The organism is Sinorhizobium sp. FG01, assembly GCF_002531875.1.
GTDB lineage: Bacteria > Pseudomonadota > Alphaproteobacteria > Rhizobiales > Rhizobiaceae > Sinorhizobium > Sinorhizobium fredii_C.
On record NZ_NWTB01000008.1, the window covers coordinates 92,099 to 109,421 of the forward strand.

The 17,323-nt window shown below is 64.7% G+C and carries 13 protein-coding genes and 2 tRNA genes; 8 read left to right on the forward strand and 7 right to left on the reverse strand.

Annotation, left to right across the window (positions count from 1 at the left end; translation table 11 throughout):
- Positions 1 to 63 precede the first annotated feature (63 nt).
- Positions 64 to 1,713 (forward strand): choline dehydrogenase, encoded by a 1,650-nt coding sequence (gene betA / locus CO656_RS14830; RefSeq protein WP_037413468.1) that lies wholly within the window; start codon positions 64 to 66, stop codon positions 1,711 to 1,713.
- A gap of 59 nt (positions 1,714 to 1,772) precedes the next feature.
- Here the strand turns inward: betA and CO656_RS14835 are convergent, their stop codons facing one another.
- Both CO656_RS14835 and CO656_RS14840 read right to left on the reverse strand, forming a co-directional pair.
- On the reverse strand, positions 1,773 to 2,258 hold the full coding sequence (locus CO656_RS14835; protein ID WP_097526268.1) for a DUF6644 family protein: 486 nt from the start codon (positions 2,256 to 2,258) through the stop codon (positions 1,773 to 1,775).
- Positions 2,258 to 2,656, reverse strand: coding sequence for a DUF6152 family protein (locus CO656_RS14840; protein WP_097526382.1), 399 nt, complete (start codon positions 2,654 to 2,656; stop codon positions 2,258 to 2,260). Before CO656_RS14840 ends, CO656_RS14835 begins: the two co-directional genes overlap by 1 nt.
- 290 nt (positions 2,657 to 2,946) lie before the next feature.
- On the opposite strand from CO656_RS14840, the gene CO656_RS14845 reads away from it, so the two are divergent.
- From CO656_RS14845 to cysN, 3 genes are read left to right on the forward strand one after another with little or no spacing between them, the layout of a single operon-like run.
- On the forward strand, positions 2,947 to 3,702 hold the full coding sequence (locus CO656_RS14845) for a phosphoadenylyl-sulfate reductase (protein WP_097526269.1): 756 nt from the start codon (positions 2,947 to 2,949) through the stop codon (positions 3,700 to 3,702).
- A 45-nt stretch (positions 3,703 to 3,747) separates the two neighbouring features.
- Complete coding sequence (gene cysD, locus CO656_RS14850) at positions 3,748 to 4,701, forward strand: sulfate adenylyltransferase subunit CysD (RefSeq protein WP_037413458.1); 954 nt, start codon at positions 3,748 to 3,750, stop codon at positions 4,699 to 4,701.
- Positions 4,701 to 6,197: a sulfate adenylyltransferase subunit CysN gene (gene cysN, locus CO656_RS14855; RefSeq protein ID WP_037413455.1), complete on the forward strand. Its 1,497-nt coding sequence runs from the start codon at positions 4,701 to 4,703 to the stop codon at positions 6,195 to 6,197. The genes cysD and cysN overlap by 1 nt, the downstream gene beginning before the upstream one ends.
- Positions 6,198 to 6,449: 252 nt before the next feature.
- Here the strand turns inward: cysN and CO656_RS14860 are convergent.
- Positions 6,450 to 6,526: transfer RNA gene (locus CO656_RS14860), tRNA-Pro, on the reverse strand.
- Positions 6,527 to 6,815: 289 nt separating this feature from the next.
- On the opposite strand from CO656_RS14860, the gene CO656_RS14865 reads away from it, so the two are divergent.
- Positions 6,816 to 7,229, forward strand: a complete 414-nt coding sequence (locus CO656_RS14865) for a hypothetical protein (protein ID WP_037413453.1) — start codon at positions 6,816 to 6,818, stop codon at positions 7,227 to 7,229.
- 82 nt (positions 7,230 to 7,311) lie between these two features.
- Here the strand turns inward: CO656_RS14865 and CO656_RS14870 are convergent.
- Positions 7,312 to 7,386 (reverse strand) — tRNA-Gln (locus tag CO656_RS14870).
- 400 nt (positions 7,387 to 7,786) lie between these two features.
- Here CO656_RS14870 and CO656_RS14875 point away from each other — a divergent pair.
- A complete protein-coding gene (locus CO656_RS14875; RefSeq protein WP_097526270.1) occupies positions 7,787 to 8,698 on the forward strand; it encodes an MBL fold metallo-hydrolase in 912 nt (303 codons plus the stop codon).
- Between the two features lie 6 nt (positions 8,699 to 8,704).
- Here CO656_RS14875 and CO656_RS14880 read toward each other — a convergent pair whose 3' ends face one another.
- Positions 8,705 to 9,613 carry a DUF1499 domain-containing protein gene (locus tag CO656_RS14880; RefSeq protein ID WP_097526271.1) on the reverse strand — a complete coding sequence of 303 codons (909 nt, stop codon included), beginning with the start codon at positions 9,611 to 9,613 and terminating at the stop codon, positions 8,705 to 8,707.
- Between the two features lie 404 nt (positions 9,614 to 10,017).
- Here CO656_RS14880 and CO656_RS14885 point away from each other — a divergent pair, with 404 nt between their 5' ends.
- Positions 10,018 to 10,407 (forward strand): hypothetical protein, encoded by a 390-nt coding sequence (locus CO656_RS14885; protein WP_097526272.1) that lies wholly within the window; start codon positions 10,018 to 10,020, stop codon positions 10,405 to 10,407.
- 283 nt (positions 10,408 to 10,690) lie between these two features.
- Complete coding sequence (locus tag CO656_RS14890; protein ID WP_037413751.1) at positions 10,691 to 10,936, forward strand: hypothetical protein; 246 nt, start codon at positions 10,691 to 10,693, stop codon at positions 10,934 to 10,936.
- A 19-nt stretch (positions 10,937 to 10,955) separates the two neighbouring features.
- Here the strand turns inward: CO656_RS14890 and ppdK are convergent, their stop codons facing one another.
- Positions 10,956 to 13,646 carry a pyruvate, phosphate dikinase gene (ppdK, locus tag CO656_RS14895; protein WP_037413442.1) on the reverse strand — a complete coding sequence of 897 codons (2,691 nt, stop codon included), beginning with the start codon at positions 13,644 to 13,646 and terminating at the stop codon, positions 10,956 to 10,958.
- A gap of 146 nt (positions 13,647 to 13,792) precedes the next feature.
- Positions 13,793 to 17,254, reverse strand: coding sequence for a chromosome segregation protein SMC (gene smc, locus CO656_RS14900; RefSeq protein ID WP_097526273.1), 3,462 nt, complete (start codon positions 17,252 to 17,254; stop codon positions 13,793 to 13,795).
- Positions 17,255 to 17,323: the final 69 nt, after the last annotated feature.

Consider the following 17,323-nt stretch of genomic DNA (forward strand, 5'->3'; position numbering starts at 1 on the left):
AGCGGGGAGAAGGTGGCGGCAGCCGGATGAGGGGCGTCCTCGACACACAAGAAAGACACTAGAATGCAGGCAGATTTCGTCATCATCGGTTCCGGTTCGGCAGGCTCGGCGCTCGCCTATCGCCTGTCGGAGGACGGCAAGAATTCGGTCATCGTGCTGGAATTCGGCGGATCGGACTTCGGTCCGTTCATCCAGATGCCGGCCGCGCTCGCCTGGCCGATGAGCATGAACCGCTACAATTGGGGCTATCTCTCCGAACCGGAGCCGCACCTCAACAACCGGCGCATCACCGCGCCGCGAGGCAAGGTGATCGGCGGCTCCTCCTCGATCAACGGCATGGTCTATGTGCGCGGCCACGCGGAGGACTTCAACCGCTGGGAAGAACTCGGCGCGCAGGGCTGGGCCTATGCCGACGTGCTTCCCTATTTCAAGCGGATGGAGCATTCGCACGGCGGCGAGGACGGCTGGCGCGGCACCGATGGACCCCTGCACGTACAGCGCGGCCCGGTCAGGAACCCGCTGTTCCACGCTTTCGTCGAAGCCGGGAAACAGGCCGGTTTCGAGATGACCGACGACTACAACGGCTCCAAGCAGGAAGGCTTCGGGCTGATGGAGCAGACGACCTGGCGCGGCCGGCGCTGGTCGGCCGCTTCCGCCTATCTGAAGCCGGCGCTGAAGCGCCCAAATGTCGAGCTGATCCGCTGCTTCGCCCGCAAGGTCGTCATCGAGAACGGTCGTGCCACCGGCGTCGAGATCGAACGCGGCGGCCGCATCGAGATGGTCAAGGCCAACCGCGAAGTGATCGTCTCGGCCTCCTCGTTCAACTCGCCGAAACTCCTGATGCTCTCCGGCATCGGACCGGCCGCGCATCTGAAGGACATGGGCGTCGAGGTCAAGGTCGACCGCCCCGGCGTCGGCCAGAACCTGCAGGACCACATGGAGTTCTATTTCCAGCAGGTCAGCACCAAGCCCGTCTCGCTCTATTCCTGGCTGCCCTGGTTCTGGCAGGGCGTCGCCGGGGCCCAATGGCTGTTCTTCAAGTCCGGCCTCGGCATTTCCAACCAGTTCGAGGCCTGCGCCTTCCTGCGTTCGGCGGCCGGCGTCAAGCAGCCCGACATCCAGTACCACTTCCTGCCGGTCGCGATCCGCTATGACGGCAAGGCGGCGGCGAACACGCACGGCTTCCAGGTGCATGTCGGCTACAACCTGTCGAAGTCGCGCGGCAGCGTCACGCTGCGCGCCTCCGACCCAAAAGCCGATCCGGTGATCCGCTTCAACTATATGAGCCATCCCGAGGATTGGGAGAAGTTCCGCCACTGCGTGCGCCTGACGCGCGAGATCTTCGGCCAGAAGGCCTTCGACCAATATCGCGGGCCGGAAATACAACCCGGCGAAAAGGTCCAGACGGACGAGGAGATCGACGCCTTCCTGCGCGAGCACCTGGAAAGCGCCTACCACCCCTGCGGCACCTGCAAAATGGGTTCGAAGGACGATCCGATGGCGGTGGTCGATCCGGAAACACGGGTGATCGGCGTCGACGGCCTGCGGGTCGCCGACTCCTCGATCTTCCCGCATGTCACCTATGGCAATCTCAACGGCCCGTCGATCATGACCGGCGAGAAGGCCGCCGACCATATCCTCGGCAAACAGCCGCTCGCCCGCTCGAACCAGGAGCCCTGGATCAACCCGCGCTGGGCGATCAGCGATCGCTAGAGCAGTTGCCGGAAAAGTGCATAGCGGTTTTCCGCCCGAAATTGCGGAATTTCAAAGCACTACTCCAGCAGGAAGCCGATCCAGCGGCCGGCGATGACGGCGCCCGTCCAGACGCTGATGGACAGCAGCGCCGAGAGGCGGATCCTGAGCGAAATCGGTCCCCCCTTGACCGCAGCGCGCCACTGCGGCGCCAAGTGCAACAAGGCCGCATTGGCGACGCCTAGGGCGAGCAGCGTCATCTTGATTAGAAAGGCGGCATTGCCGGCATATTCGAGCGGATTGACACTGAAGAGGCAGAAGCCGGTGACAATCGCCAGCGTCACGCCAACGGCCGCGGCGTGCGAGAGGAAGGGTCCGACCACCTCGATCGGCACCTTCCTGAAGAGGCCGAGAAGCCTGAGGTCCAGCGGCAGAATTGCGCCGACAATGATCCCGATCGACAGGATATGGGCGGCATTGACGAAGATGTAGATGATCGCAGAGCGCCGTATCGCCAAGGCGAAGGGCAGCGCCCCGATCCCCTCAAGCAATTCGACGCCGGTCATCAATTCGTCTGAATTCGGTCCGGATAGATGTCATAGACCTTTCCGGCCACCGTGATCCGAACCGCCTTCATTCTCTTCTCGTTGCGGTCAAGCGAGCGGTTGCCAAGCGCGACGATCTGATCGCCGACCTTCGCAACGCCCTCGACGAAGCCGGAGCGCTCGGTCAGCCGGGGATTGCCGAGTTCGACCAGCCAGATGCCGTCATTCTTCGTCTCGACCCGAAGCGTCGGATGCGGCGGCGCCATCGATATCTCGCGGATCGTTCCGGAGAGCTCGACCTGGTCGGCCTCCGCCCAGGACCAGCCGTGGTGAGCATAGGCGCCGGTCACCAGAAGCAATCCTAGGACGCTTCCCAAGGCGGCTCCAAGGGCGGCGCGCCTGGACAAGGACTGGACCATCTCCGTCTCCTTCATTCTCCCGATCGCTCAAGCACAAAGCTGGAGCAGCCGGTGCGAAAGGACAGAGCCTTCAACAATTCTTGAACGGTCCGCCCTGTCGGCTCCGGCAGAGGAAGGTATCCTCGCCTCCTCTCGCCGCATGAAGATAATCTATTAAATTACTAGGTTTTCTTAGAACTTTCTGGATCAGAGAGATATTTGCTCTGATCCTTGAGCAATAGAAATCCGTTTTTCTGTCCTTTGTCACAAACGGCTGCGATATTCCGTTCAAATTGCAACAGGATGCAGCCATGACGACGCAACCTCTCGAAACCGAAGCCAAGGCCCTGAACGACAAGCTCGAAAGCCTCGATCTTGCCGGGCGCCTGGCGCTCGTCGCCGGTCTTGAAGGCCGGGCGGTCTTCACGACGTCGCTCGGCATCGAGGATCAGGTCATCACCGCTGCGATCGGCACCAACCGGCTCGACATCGAGGTCACCACGCTGAAGACCGGCAGGCTCTTCAACGAAACGGTCGCCCTGATCGAGGAGACCGAGGAAACCTACGACATTCTGATCAAACGCTACCATCCCGAAAAGGCCGATATCGACGCCTATGTGGCGCAATACGGCATGAATGGCTTCTACGAGAGCGTCGAAGCCAGGCATGCCTGTTGTGGCGTTCGCAAGCTGAAGCCGCTTGCGCGTGCGCTCGAAGGGGCAAGCTACTGGATCACCGGGCTGCGCCGCGGCCAGTCCGGCAACCGTGCCACCACGCCCTTTGCCGAGGCCGACCTCGAGCGCGGCCTCATCAAGATCAATCCGCTGGCGGATTGGGATATCGAGACGATCCGCGCACATGTCGCCGCAGAGGCCATTCCCGTCAACCCGCTGCACGGCCGCGGCTATCCGTCGATCGGCTGCGAGCCCTGCACGCGCGCCATCAAGCCGGGCGAGCCCGAGCGGGCCGGCCGCTGGTGGTGGGAGAACGACGAGAAGCGCGAATGCGGCCTGCACGTAGCGGAAGCGGCTTCCTCCATCATCCCCAATGCCAGCAGCGCCGCCTGAGACAGCGCCGCCGCCAAGAGACAAGTATCCTCCCCGGAGTTCGAAATGCCCCACACCCATCCGGAAACGGAATTGCATAACCCGCAGAGCACGAAACCGCCGCTTGATCCGCATCTGAAGGCCCTCGAAAACGAAGCGATCCACATCTTCCGTGAGGTCGCTGCCGAATTCGAGCGCCCGGTGATGCTCTATTCGATCGGCAAGGATTCGTCTGTCCTGCTGCACCTGGCGCGCAAGGCCTTTTATCCCGGCCGCGTCCCCTTCCCGCTCCTGCATGTCGATACCGGCTGGAAGTTCCGCGAGATGATCGCCTTCCGCGACGAGATGGTCGAAAAATACGACCTCGATCTCGTCGCCCACACCAATCCGCGCGGTGCGGCCGAGAACGTCACGCCCTTCACGCACGGCTCGGCGCTCTATACCGACATCATGAAGACGGAAGCGCTGCGTCAGGCGCTCGACGCCGGCCAATACGATGCCGCCTTCGGCGGCGCGCGTCGCGACGAGGAAGCGAGCCGCGCCAAGGAGCGCATCTATTCCTTCCGCACGCCGGACCATCGCTGGGACCCGCGCAACCAGCGCCCCGAGCTCTGGAACGTCTATAACGGCATGATCCGCAAGGGCGAGAGCGTGCGCGCCTTCCCGCTCTCCAACTGGACCGAGGTAGACATCTGGCGCTACATCCAGGCGGAAGAGATCCCGATCGTGCCGCTTTACTTTGCCAAGAAGCGCCCGATCGTCGAGCGCGACGGCATGATGATCCTCGCCGAGGACCCGCGCCTCGAGCTGCTTCCGGGCGAGACGAAGCGCGAGGAGGTCATCCGCTTCCGCACGCTCGGCTGCTTCCCGCTGACGGGCGCGATCCGCTCCAACGCGACGACGCTCGACGACATCATTTCCGAACTTGAAACCGCGACCGTCTCCGAACGCCAGGGCCGCGCCATCGACCGCGACCAGGCGGGCTCGATGGAAAAGAAAAAACGCGAAGGATATTTTTGATGACCGCACCGGCACTAGCGAATGCAGCCCTGGACGAAACGGCCGTTGCCCTCCCGTCGCAGGAACCGGCTCGGGTCGCGCGCGATTCCCGCCCGCTTCGCCTCATCACCTGCGGCAGCGTCGATGACGGCAAGTCGACGCTGATCGGCCGGCTGCTCTGGGACACCAAGGCGGTCAAGGAAGACCAGGCCGCGAGCCTTCAGCGCGATTCCAAGGGCAAACAGAACGATCTCGGCCTGCCCGATTTCGCGCTGCTGCTCGACGGCCTGCAGGCCGAGCGCGAACAGGGCATCACCATCGATGTCGCCTATCGCTATTTCTCGACCGACAAGCGCTCCTTCATCGTCGCCGACACGCCCGGCCACGAGCAATATACCCGCAACATGGCGACCGGCGCCTCGACCGCCGATCTCGCCGTGCTGCTCGTCGATGCACGCGTCGGCCTTCTGGAGCAGACCCGCCGCCACGCGACGATCGCGACGCTGATGGGCATCAAGCAGTTCGTGCTGGCCGTCAACAAGATCGACCTGACCAACTACGACCGCAGCCGCTTCGAGCAGATCTCGCACGAGTTCAAGGAACTCGCCCTGTCGCTCGGCGTCCGTCAGGTCACCGCGATCCCGGTCTCGGCGCTGAAGGGCGAAAACGTCGTCTATGACGGCCGCGCGTCGATGCCGTGGTACGAGGGGCCGACGCTGATCGAGGTACTGGAACTCGCCACCACCCGCTCGGCGCAGACCGTCGGCTTCCGCCTACCGGTGCAGCGCGTCTCGCGCCCGGGCGAAAGCTTCCGCGGCTATCAGGGCACCGTTGCCGGCGGTTCGGTGAAGCCCGGCGATTCCGTCGTGATCCTGCCGTCCGGCATGGTCGCCAACGTCACCAAGATCGTTACCTTCGACCTGGTGCGCAATGCGGCCGTCGCCGGCGACGCGATCACACTGGTGCTCGACCGCCAGGTGGACGTGTCGCGCGGCGACATGATCGCGGCGATCGACAGCCAGCCGATGACCGGGCTCGCCTTCGACGCCCAGCTCGTGGCACTTCAGGCCGAAGGCATCCAGCCGGGCAAGCGCTATTGGCTGAAGTCCGGCAGCCGCCGCCAGCGCGTGCAGGTGCAGCCGATCAGTCAGCTCGACCTGAAATCCGGCAAGTGGAACCATGCGGACGAGCTGCCGATGAACGCCATCGGCAAGGTGCACCTCGCCTTCGACGAGCAGGCGATCTTCGACGCCTATGAGCAGAACCGCACCACCGGCGCCTTCATCCTGATCGACCCGGACACCAACAACACGGTGGCCGGCGGCATGATCACTGCTAAGCGAGCGGCCATCGGCGGCATCCATACCGAGGACAGCCGCGTGATCCTGTCGCTGCCGGCCGACCTTGCCGACCAGCTGATGGCCACGGAAATCTTCGCCGGCCGCCGCGAGGATGCGGAAGTCCGCCGCCTCACCGCCGCCAGGGCGATCGAGATCATCGACACGATCGACGAGTGAGCGGGAATATCCAAGACGTGAAAAGGGGGCCTTCGTGGCCCCTTTTTCATGCGTCGTTCGTGCCGGCAGAATTTTGATTGCGGTCCTTTCAGACTGTCTGTCCCGATAGAGGCATTGGCCAGAACCGCGCCCGAACCGGACCTGCTGCGGGCCGCGAGGCGCAACGGACGTCCAGACGGGTGACACGTCAAACGCTATCGCTCCCGAGATGTCGGAATCGAAGAAACACTGCGCGTAACTGATTGATTTAGCTGGTCGGAGTGGTGTGATTCGAACACACGACCCCCACGTCCCGAACGTGGTGCGCTACCAGACTGCGCTACACTCCGTGACCAGCGGCGCCTCTATAGAACAGCATTTTCGTTTTCACAAGCGCCAAACTCAAAAAAGAAGGTGGGCTCATCCAAAAAATTCCGGGCGGCGACATGCCCATCAACTCCTCGCCCATGCGTGGCAATAGGGCGTTTCTGCAACGCTTCGGATTTTCCTCGTTCGCAGGGTCCCACGGCGATTTTCTTTCGTCGTTTTTGGCGCTAGAGCCACGCCGGAACGCAAGGAAATCCGGGCGTCCGGCCTTTCCGCGCCGCAGAATTTAAGCACAGACAAAGGGACAGAGACATGAATTTCCGCATGATGACGGCGGCCGGCCTTGCGCTGGTGCTCGCCGGCTGCACGACGACGACCGGAGTGGCGCGCAACGAGGTCGAGAAACGCTGGCTCGGCCAGCCGGCCGGCGCCTTCTTCGCCCAGTTCGGCCCGCCAATTTCCGACGTCGAAGCCGGTAGCGACACCGTCTATAGCTGGAAGGGCGGCTACAAGACCCGCAGGATCCCGGCCGAATACGAAAAGACCGCCGACGGCAAGCGCGGCAAGCGCATCGCGGCCGCCCGCACCGAATATCTGAGCTGCGCCGTCCAGCTCACCGTCTCCTCCGACTACGTCATCCGCTCGATCCGCATCGCCGGCGACCGCAAGCGCGCGAACGGCCCGAGCTGGTGCGAGGAGTTTTTGGGCGGCGCCAAGGCGGAGTGAAGACGCGCACACCGTTCATCCGCGTGACCCGCTGACGAAAGTCGGCGGGTTTTGTTTTTGACATCTGGAGAGCGTTCGGCGGTGGCTGGGGCGCCTGGATTCGAACCAGGGAATGGCGGTACCAAAAACCGCTGCCTTACCGCTTGGCTACGCCCCAACGGATTGGCGGCAGTGCGCTCGCCAAATCGAGCGCCTGATTAGCAAAGCTCGTGCGTGCTCACAATGCTTAACTTCGCTTTGCCTGCATTTTGTTGGCCCATTTCCGCTAACCCCGACCGTTCAATCCAGCGGTCGCTGCTCGCGACAATCCGAACCGGTGTACCGTTTCTTCCTTCCACGCTTTGGCCTATTGTCACTCGCGAGTGAAACTCGAACCAATGTTGCTCATCGCGATCGACTCGCCCCTCATCCACCTGCCGGCACCTAATCCCCGCGAGCGGGGCGAAGGCGACCGCGGCGCGCCCTCAGTCTCCTCTTCCCGTGAGCGGGGGCTAGCCCTCGGGGCCGAGGAGAGGGCATGAGGTCGTTGGTCGAAGATGGAGCGCAGGAACAGACGCATGCAGGGACCGGAATTCGACCTCGATTTCAAGCCAGCCCATGGCGAGGCAGTGACGGTGGCAGACGGCGTTCAGCGCATCACCGTCAACAATCCCGGGCCCTTTACCTTTCATGGCACCAACACCTACATCGTCGGCCGCCTCTCGGTCGCGGTGATCGATCCGGGCCCGGAAGATGAGGCGCATTTTCAGGCGCTGATGGCGGCACTCGAAGGGCGCGAGGTAACGCACATCGCCGTCAGCCATACGCATCGCGACCACTCGCCCCTCGTCCGCCGGCTCAGCCAAGCGACCGGGGCCATTGTCGTCGGCGAGGGGCCGCACCGGGCCGCCCGCCCCTTGCACGCCGGCGAGACCAACCCCTTCGCCGAAAGCTCGGACATGGATTTCGCGCCCGACATTGCACTTCAAGACGGCGTACGGATCGAGGGCGACGGCTGGAGCCTGACGGCGATCGCCACGCCGGGACACACCGCCAACCACATGGCCTTCGGGCTCGACGGCACCGGCATTCTGTTTTCCGCCGATCACGTGATGGCCTGGGCAACGACCATCGTCGCACCGCCGGACGGCGCCATGGCCGACTATATGGCCTCGCTCGACAAGCTGCTCTTGCGCGACGACCGGCTCTATTTGCCCGGCCATGGCGGCCCGGTGAGCGAGCCCGCCTCCTTCCTGCGGGCCCTCAAGGCGCACCGTAAGATGCGCGAACGCGCCGTGCTGGAGCGGCTGCGCGCCGGCGACCGGAATATTCCCGACATGGTGAAGGTGATCTACGCCTCGACCGATCCGCGTCTGCACGGCGCAGCGGCGCTTTCGGTGCTCGCCCATATCGAGGACCTGATCGAACAGGGCCGCATCGAGACCAACGGCCCGCCATCGCTTCTTGGCGAATACCGGCTGGTCGCCTGAGCGAGATTAATCGCCAGCAATCCCAAGAAGCTCGGCATCGAGCGCGCGCAAGAACTCTTCCGCGAAACTGGCGCCCATGCCGAGATCGTGCTGGCCGTAGCGCGAGGAGACGCGCAGGTCGACGAGCGTGGTTTCCGCCTCTTCACGCAGCCGGATCAGCACGTCGAAACGGAAGCCGACGATCAGCGTGAGCCATTCCCCCTGTAGAACGATATCGCTGGCTTGGCGCCCCGGTATGCCGACATCGATATCGGGCGCCGGGCGCGTAGCCGGAACCGGAATGGCCTCCGGTCCCCGGCTCGTGTCCGCCCCCTCGCTGGGGCCAACGGCAAGATCCTCGAGATCGGCACGTGCGTTCTCGACGCCGAGTTCCGCGGTGATGCCGACCCGAGTTGCCTCGACGACCTTGCGGACGCCCTGGAAAACGCGGTCAAGCGCGCCGTCGTAACGCCGTCCCGTGAGCCCCGGATAGGCCGCGATCTGCGCTTCGCGATCCTCGGGCGTCACGATCGGCCGGCGTTTGATCCAGCTCTCCTCGACGACGGGCGCCTTGATCCAGGGCGGCGGCGTCGCCGTATCGGTGCTCACATCGTAGATCGCCGGGCGCGTCAGATATTGCGCCGCCCCATAGAAGAAAAAGCCGAGCGGGAGCGCCGCATAGAAGAGCGCCGAGACCGAAGCGGTCCCGCCGATTGCCGCAACCCGCCAAAGGCGCGTCAGACCGATTGCCGCAAGCAGGACGGCCACTAGGGCGAAAGCCACGGCAAAGCCTGCCAGCGCCAGAAAATGCGGGGTGGTCAAGGGGCCGAAGCGGTGCGCGGCAAGCGACAGCACGAAAATGACGAAGCCTATGCGGGCGCACAATCGCGCCCAGTGGGCGGCATGGGAATAAGGACGCTCGTAGCGGACCATCATGAAACGGAATCAATCCCCGCGGAAAAGTCTTTGCCCTTCTTAATGCAAGATCCCCCAAATCGGAATCGATTTAGGGACAGAATCATGTAGCAATTCAAAGTGCTACGTTTGCGCGTCTCATTAGGCGCGCGGCGCTGTAGACCATGGCGCTTTCCGTGGGAACCACGCGCTTTTGCACGCCTTGAATTCGCCCGAAAAGAGTATGAGCGCATCGGTTGTATTTCTGCCGCAAATTCGCCATTCTCGTTAACCAGTTATTTCAGTTGAACATTCGGCAGCCTTGCCGGTTGCCGCGCCGACCAGCGCCCAGGGAAACTGGCAGCAGATCAAAGTAGGCCAACGGCCTCCGCCTGCCTGAAAAGACACACGGCGGCATAGAGGCGCCGTGACAACGGAGAGAGATCATGACCGCATCGGAGACACGTTCGGAAATCGCCGTTGCCGCCCCTCCGCCGCCCGGCGGAGACGCTGCCCTTCCAGTGGCGCTGCTCGAACTCGAGCTCTCCCTCGACCGCTTCTCCGGCAACAAGGATGATTTCTCGTCCTTTGTCCGCACGGTTGCCGCCGAGATCGGCGGCGAGTTCCTCTTCGTCCTGCCTGCCTCCGGCCTTGTCGACAATTGCCTGACCATTGCCGTCCTCCGCCACGGCACGGCCGGCGATCAGGCGGAAACGATCCTCTTCGTCTGCCTGAATGAGGATGGAAGTTCGATCCGCGTCGAGCAGCCGAGCGAGCGCACCGCCGGTCTCACCAGCTTCGCCGAGGCTTTCGTCGGCGTGCTCGAGCGGATCTGAAGCAGCCGAGATTAATCGCCACTATCCAGCGGCGCATGATATTCTTGTTGCCGTTGAATCGCGCCCGCAGACCCGCAACCATGCGTCCTTCCTGCCTACAGCGTCGCGCGTCTTGTCAGACGCGCAAAGGCCGCTGTAGCACTTTGAATTGCTGCATGCCTTTGTCCTTAAATCGAGGACGATTTAAGGAGAAAGACATGCACTAGCAATTTCATCGCGCGGAGGACGAGCCGACATGCCGCCGATCTCAGTTGCGCGAGCGAGCGCCGATCAGGAGGCAGGAATGAATACGACGACAATCAGACTGCTGACACTCGCTGCAACAGGAATAGTGCTTGCCGGCTGCCAGACGGTGTCCCCGCAGGAGCGGCGCGCAAGGGACGAAACGACCTGCGCCTCCTATGGCTTTCGCCGCGGCACGGATGCGTTCGCCACCTGCCTGCAACGCATAGAACTCGACCGCCGCGCCGAAGCGCGCGCCTTCCGCTACGAAAGCGACATACTGTTGCGAAGACCGTATTGGTATTAAGGCGGACGCAGGCCAGCCGTCAACTTGCCGCCAGCGCCTCGGTTTTGCCGTTGCCCTTGATCGCCGCCTGTGCGGCCGCCAGCCGGGCGATCGGCACGCGGAAGGGCGAGCAGGAAACATAGTCGAGCCCGGCCTCCTCGCAGAAGCGGATTGACGCCGGATCGCCGCCATGCTCGCCGCAAATGCCGAGCTTCAGGCCGTTCTTGGTGCGGCGGCCGCGCTCGGCGGCAAGCTGGATCAGTTCGCCTACGCCGTCGAAGTCGAGCGAGACGAACGGATCCTGCTCGATGATGCCCTTCTGCTGATAGGTGGCCAGAAACTGGGCCGCATCGTCGCGCGAAATACCGAAGGTCGTCTGCGTCAGGTCATTGGTGCCGAAGGAGAAGAAATCGGCCGCTTCGGCAATCACGTCGGCGCGCAAGGCGGCGCGCGGCAGTTCGATCATCGTGCCGACCAGATAATCGATGCCGATGCCTGCCTCGCCGATCACTTCCTTGGCGACCGCATCGATCCGTTCCTTGACATAGTCGAGTTCCGCGCGCAGCCCGACGAGCGGGACCATGATCTCGGGAACCACCGGCGCACCTGTGCTGCGCGCCGCCTCGACGGCCGCCTCAAAAATGGCGCGGGCCTGCATTTCGGCGATTTCCGGATGGGAGATCGCGAGCCGGCAGCCGCGATGGCCGAGCATCGGATTGAACTCGTGCAGCGCATCGACCCGCTGACGCAGATGCGCCGGGTCGAGCGCCAGAACGCCGGCGACTTCGGCAATTTCCTCATCGGTCTTCGGCAGGAATTCGTGCAGCGGCGGATCGAGAAGGCGGATCGTCACCGGCAGGCCGTGCATGATCGAGAAGAGCTCGACGAAGTCGGAGCGCTGCATCGGCAAGAGCTTCGCAAGTGCCGCACGCCGGCCCTCCTCGTCCTCGGCGAGGATCATCTCGCGCATCACATTGATGCGGTCGTCCTCGAAGAACATGTGCTCTGTGCGGCAGAGGCCAATGCCTTCGGCGCCGAAGGAGCGGGCGGCACGCGCATCGGCGGGCGTCTCGGCATTGGTGCGCACCGTCATCCGGCGGCTCTGGTCGGCCCATTGCATGATCTTGCCGAAATCACCCGAAAGCTCCGGCTGCAGCATGGCGATCTCGCCCTTCAGCACTTGGCCCGACGATCCGTCGATAGTGATCACCTCACCCTTCTTCAGGGTGACGCTCGCGGTGATCAGCAGCTCGCCCCGCTGATCGACGCGGATGCTGCCGGCGCCGGAGACGCAAGGCGTGCCCATGCCGCGGGCGACGACGGCGGCGTGGCTCGTCATGCCGCCGCGTGTCGTCAGGATGCCCTGAGCCGCATGCATGCCGTGGATGTCCTCCGGGCTCGTCTCGACTCGGACCAGGATGACCTTGCGGCCTTCCTTGACGGCCTGCACCGCCTCCTCGGAGGTGAAGACGATCTCGCCCGTCGCCGCCCCCGGCGAGGCCGGCAGCCCCGAGCCGATGATGTCGCGGCGGGCATGCGGATCGATGGTCGGATGCAGGAGCTGGTCGAGCGAAGCCGGATCGATGCGCGCCACGGCCTCTTCCTTGGAAATCAGGCCCTCCTCGGCCATGTCGACGGCGATCTTCAGCGCCGCCTTGGCGGTGCGCTTGCCGGAGCGGGTCTGCAGCATCCAGAGCTTGCCGCGCTCGATGGTGAATTCGAGGTCCTGCATGTCGCGGTAGTGGCGCTCAAGCGTCTGACAGATCGCCTCGAACTCGGCGAAGCCCTCCGGCATCAGCTTTTCCAGCGACGGCTTATCGGAGCCGGACGCGATCCGGGCGGCCTCGGTGATGTTCTGGGGCGTGCGGATGCCGGCGACCACGTCCTCCCCTTGCGCATTGACCAGGAATTCGCCGTAGAGTTCCTTTGCGCCGGTCGACGGGTTGCGGGTGAAGGCGACGCCGGTTGCCGACGAATTGCCGAGATTGCCGAACACCATCGCCTGAACGTTGACGGCGGTGCCCCAGGCGGCCGGAATGGCGTGCAGATGCCGGTAGGTGATGGCACGCGGGTTCATCCAGCTCGAGAAGACCGCGCCGATCGCACCCCAGAGCTGGACTTCCGGATCCTGCGGAAAGGGCTCGCCGAGCACCTCCTCGATCGCTTCCTTGTAGCGGGAGATGACATGCTGCCACTCGACGGCCGAAAGCTCCGGATCCTGCTCGTGGCCGAGCCGCGCCTTCTCTTCCTCGAGGATTTCTTCGAAGATCTCGTGATCCACGCCCATCACGACGTCGCCATACATCTGGATGAAGCGGCGGTAGCTGTCCCAGGCGAAGCGCGCGTCGCCGGCATCGTGTCCGAGCGCGTGCACCGACTGATCGTTGAGACCGAGATTGAGGACCGTATCCATCATGCCGGGCATCGAGGCGCGGGCTCCGGAACGGACCGAGAGAAGCAGCGGATGGTCCGTATCGCCGAAAACGCGCCCGGTGATCTCTTCCATCCGGGCAATGCCCTCGCGGACCTGCTCGCGCAGGCCTTCGGGCATTTCCCGGCCGTTGTCGAAATAGCTGTTGCAGGCATCCGTGACGATGGTCAGGCCGGGGGGCACCGGCAGGCCGAGATTGCACATTTCGGCAAGGTTCGCGCCCTTGCCGCCCAGCCTATTGCGATCCCCCGCACTCCCTTCGGCCTTGCCTCCGCCGAAGGTGTAGACCCATTTCGTCATGCCTGTTCTCCACCCAGAAACAGTTCGATGGACGATCTACAGTATATGGTTCGGCCTGAAAATGCACTCGGCGAAGATTTTTGCTGCAGTGCATCAAAAATGCAGCAGCGCCTGTCGCCTCTCTCGTCTGCGGATGGCCCGCCGGTTCAGACCGCTTCGCGCATGCGCTCGGCCGTCTGCAGGTCGACGGAGACAAGCTGCGAAACACCCTGCTCGGCCATGGTGACGCCGAACAGGCGGTTCATGCGGGCCATGGTGATCGGGTTATGGGTGATGATGATGAAGCGCGTCTCGGTCGAGGCGGCCATTTCATCCATCAGGTTACAGTAGCGCTCGACATTGTGGTCGTCGAGCGGTGCGTCGACTTCGTCGAGCACGCAGATCGGCGCGGGATTGGTGAGGAAGACGGCGAAGATCAGCGCCATCGCCGTCAGCGCCTGCTCGCCGCCGGAAAGCAAGGTCATGGTCTGCGGTTTCTTGCCCGGCGGCCGGGCGAGGATTTCGAGGCCGGCCTCCAGCGGATCGTCGCTCTCGATCAGTTGCAGTTCCGCGGTGCCGCCGCCGAAGAGATGGGTGAAGAGCCGCTGGAACTGGACATTGACCACGTCGAAGGCGGCAATCAGCCGTTCGCGTCCCTCGCGATTGAGGTTCTGGATGGCGCTCCGGAGCTTGCGGATCGCCTCGATGACGTCATCGCGCTCCTTGAGGAGTGCTGCCAGCCGTTCAGAAAGCTCCTTCTGCTCCTCGTCGGCACGCAGGTTGACGGCGCCGAGGCGCTCCCGCTCGATCTTCAGCCGCTCAAGCTCACGCTCGACGGCTCGCATGTCGGGCAACGCCGCATCGGCGGCCAGCCCAGTCAGGCGCATCGCCTCGTGCGGTGCGCAGGAAAGCGCCTCCAGTATGCGCGCCTCGACCTCGACGCGCCGCTCGCGGGCCGAGACGAGCCGTTCCTCGGCTCGGCCGCGCTTTTCGCGCGCTTCCGCGAGTTCCGAGAGCGCCGCCGCGGCAAGGCGATCGGCTTCACGCTGGCGGGTCTCCGCCTCGGCGAGGATGTCGGCCGCCTGGCGGCGCGCCGTCTCCGCCTTCTGCAACTCGTTTGCCAGGGCGCGGCGCTTGTCGTCGAACTCGTCGGGTGCGTCGACGAGCTCCTCGACCTCCTCGCGCGCTTCCGCCTCGCGGTCGCGCAGTGTCGCGATGTGCTCGTCGGCGCTCGCCGCCCTCGCCCGCCAGGTCTCGCGTTCCGCAGCGATCGCCGTCAGCCGGCGCAGGCGCGCCTCGTTTTCGCGGGCAAGTCCGTCATGCGCGGCGCGCGCTTCGGCGACCGCGGCGCGGTCCGTCGCAACCTCCGCCGTCCGGGTGCGCAGCCGCAGCTCGAGTTCCGAGGGGTCGGACGCCTCGGCCAGTGCGTCGTTCGCCGCCTCGATCTGCTCGGCCGCCTCTTCGACCTGAGCCTCGAGCTGAAGCTTCGTCTCGGCAAGCACCGCCCGGCGGCGAACGAGATCACCGGAGGCACGTTCGGCCGCAGCTAGAGCGTCGCGCGCCTCGGCGAGCTGCCTGGAGATCATCCGCTGGGCATCGCGCGACAGCCGCAGCCGCTCGTCCTCGGCACGAATGCGCGCGCCGGCGGCGGCGAGATCCGCCTCCGCCCGGCGCAGCACCTCAGCCGCATCCTCGGCCTCCGCCTCGAGCTCAGAAAGGCGGTTCTTCTGCGCGAGCCTCAAGGCGGCAGCACTCGGCGCTTCCGAGCCGGTGACGTGCCCATCCCAACGCCAGACAGCGCCTTCCTTCGTCACCAGCCGCTGGCCGGACTTCAAGAGCGGCAACAGGCGCTCAGCCTCGGATTCGTTTCCGACGATGCCGATCTGGCGGAGCGTGCGGCCCAGCGCCTCCGGGGCGCTGACATAGTCGCTGAGTGGCAAGGCACCGCCGGGCAAGGCGGGGTCGTCGGCGTGGTCGCCGGGCATGCGCCAATGGGCGGCAGCCGCCTGCTCCAGCGGCGAATCGAGGTCGTCGCCCAATGCTGCGCCGAGCGCCGTCTCGAAGCCGCGCTCCACCTTCATATTCTCGACGACCGCCGGATAGGCGCTGGCGCCGGCCGCTTCCAGCATCCGGCGGATCGTGCGCGCCTCGGTTTCAATGCCGTTCAGCCGCGCCCGCGCCTGGTCGACGGGCTGGCGGGCCGCCGCTTCTTCCGCCCGCGCTTCGGCAAGGTTTTCCTCCACGGCGACGACCACCGCCTCGGCCTCTTCCAGCGCCGCTTCCGCGGCCTCCACCTGCCCCTGCTTCTCGTGCGGGTCCGGGAGAGCCGCCATCTGCCGGTCGAGGCTTTCGAGGTCGCGCCCCTGATCGGCGAGCTGACGGGCAAGGCGCGCCTGCCGCTCGGCGAGGTCGCGCAGCGTCCTGTCGAGCTGGTTGCGCGCCGCTTGCGCTTCGGCGCGCTCGGCGGTAAGCCCGGCGAGATCGGCTTCGCTGCCGGAAAGCCTTTCGTTGGCGTCCTCCAGCCTTTCTCGCGCCTCCGCGGCACGCTCGTCCGCCTCGGCGAGCGCGTCGCGCAGCTCTTCCTCCTCCAGGTCGAGGCGGGCAAGGATGCCGGCATTGTCGGCGATGAGCCGCTCCTCGCGGGCGATATCCTCGGCAAGCTGCGAGAGCCGCCGCTGCAATTCGTCGCGCCGGCGCAGAATGCGCCCGGCATCTTCTTCGAGCTGCGCGCGGGCGATCTGCAGGCGCTGCAGCGCTGCTGCAAGCTTCGCCTCGTTCTCGCGCAGCTCCGGCAGCTTGAGGCTCGAGATCGCCTGATGCTTGGCCGCTTCCATCTGCGCCTGTGCCTTTTCGGCGACGAGCGCGGTGATCTGGTTCAACTGGCTGGTCGCCTCGGCTTCGGCCTCCTTCGCCTGTACCCAGCGGATGTGGAGCAGGATCGCCTCGTGACGGCGGATTTCCGCCGACAGCATCTTGAAGCGGTTGGCTTGACGCGACTGGCGCTTCAGGCTCTCGATCTGGCTTTCGAGCTGCGAGGTGACGTCATCGAGCCGTTCGAGATTGGTCTCCGCCGCCTTCAGCCGCAGCTCGGCCTCGTGACGGCGCGAGTGCAGGCCGGAAATGCCGGCTGCCTCTTCGAGCAATTGCCGGCGGGCTTGCGGCTTTGCGGCGATCAGCTCGCCGATCCTGCCCTGCCCGACCATCGACGGCGAGCGGGCGCCAGTCGAGGCGTCGGCGAAGAGCAGCTGGACGTCCTTTGCCCGCGCCTCCTTGCCGTTGATCCGGTAGACCGATCCCTGCTCGCGCTCGATCCGGCGCGTCACCTGGATCTCGTCGCTGTCGTTGAACGCGGCGGGCGCCGTGCGGTCGCCATTGTCGAGGTAAAGACCGACCTCGGCGGTATTGCGCGCCGGCCGGTTGCCCGAACCGGAAAAGATCACGTCGTCCATGCCGGAGGCGCGCATGTTCTTGTAGGAGTTCTCTCCCATCACCCAGCGCAGCGCCTCGACGAGGTTGGACTTGCCGCAGCCATTCGGCCCGACGACGCCGGTCAAGCCCCGTTCGATGATGAATTCGGTCGGTTCGACGAAGGATTTGAAGCCGAGCAGGCGCAGCTTGTTGAATTTCATGGGGCGCGATGCCCCCCTTTGCGATGTGCGGCGACCGCGCTGCACCCCCCTCTGCCCTGCCGGGCATCT

What these genes read in the sequence shown, in the direction of transcription:
- betA (WP_037413468.1), top strand. Translation starts at nt 64, where the DNA reads ATGCAGGCAGATTTCGTCATCATCGGTTCCGGTTCGGCAGGCTCGGCG.
- CO656_RS14835 (WP_097526268.1), bottom strand. Translation starts at nt 2,258, where the DNA reads ATGACCGGCGTCGAATTGCTTGAGGGGATCGGGGCGCTGCCCTTCGCC.
- CO656_RS14840 (WP_097526382.1), bottom strand. Translation starts at nt 2,656, where the DNA reads ATGGTCCAGTCCTTGTCCAGGCGCGCCGCCCTTGGAGCCGCCTTGGGA.
- CO656_RS14845 (WP_097526269.1), top strand. Translation starts at nt 2,947, where the DNA reads ATGACGACGCAACCTCTCGAAACCGAAGCCAAGGCCCTGAACGACAAG.
- cysD (WP_037413458.1), top strand. Translation starts at nt 3,748, where the DNA reads ATGCCCCACACCCATCCGGAAACGGAATTGCATAACCCGCAGAGCACG.
- cysN (WP_037413455.1), top strand. Translation starts at nt 4,701, where the DNA reads ATGACCGCACCGGCACTAGCGAATGCAGCCCTGGACGAAACGGCCGTT.
- CO656_RS14865 (WP_037413453.1), top strand. Translation starts at nt 6,816, where the DNA reads ATGAATTTCCGCATGATGACGGCGGCCGGCCTTGCGCTGGTGCTCGCC.
- CO656_RS14875 (WP_097526270.1), top strand. Translation starts at nt 7,787, where the DNA reads ATGCAGGGACCGGAATTCGACCTCGATTTCAAGCCAGCCCATGGCGAG.
- CO656_RS14880 (WP_097526271.1), bottom strand. Translation starts at nt 9,613, where the DNA reads ATGATGGTCCGCTACGAGCGTCCTTATTCCCATGCCGCCCACTGGGCG.
- CO656_RS14885 (WP_097526272.1), top strand. Translation starts at nt 10,018, where the DNA reads ATGACCGCATCGGAGACACGTTCGGAAATCGCCGTTGCCGCCCCTCCG.
- CO656_RS14890 (WP_037413751.1), top strand. Translation starts at nt 10,691, where the DNA reads ATGAATACGACGACAATCAGACTGCTGACACTCGCTGCAACAGGAATA.
- ppdK (WP_037413442.1), bottom strand. Translation starts at nt 13,646, where the DNA reads ATGACGAAATGGGTCTACACCTTCGGCGGAGGCAAGGCCGAAGGGAGT.
- smc (WP_097526273.1), bottom strand. Translation starts at nt 17,254, where the DNA reads ATGAAATTCAACAAGCTGCGCCTGCTCGGCTTCAAATCCTTCGTCGAA.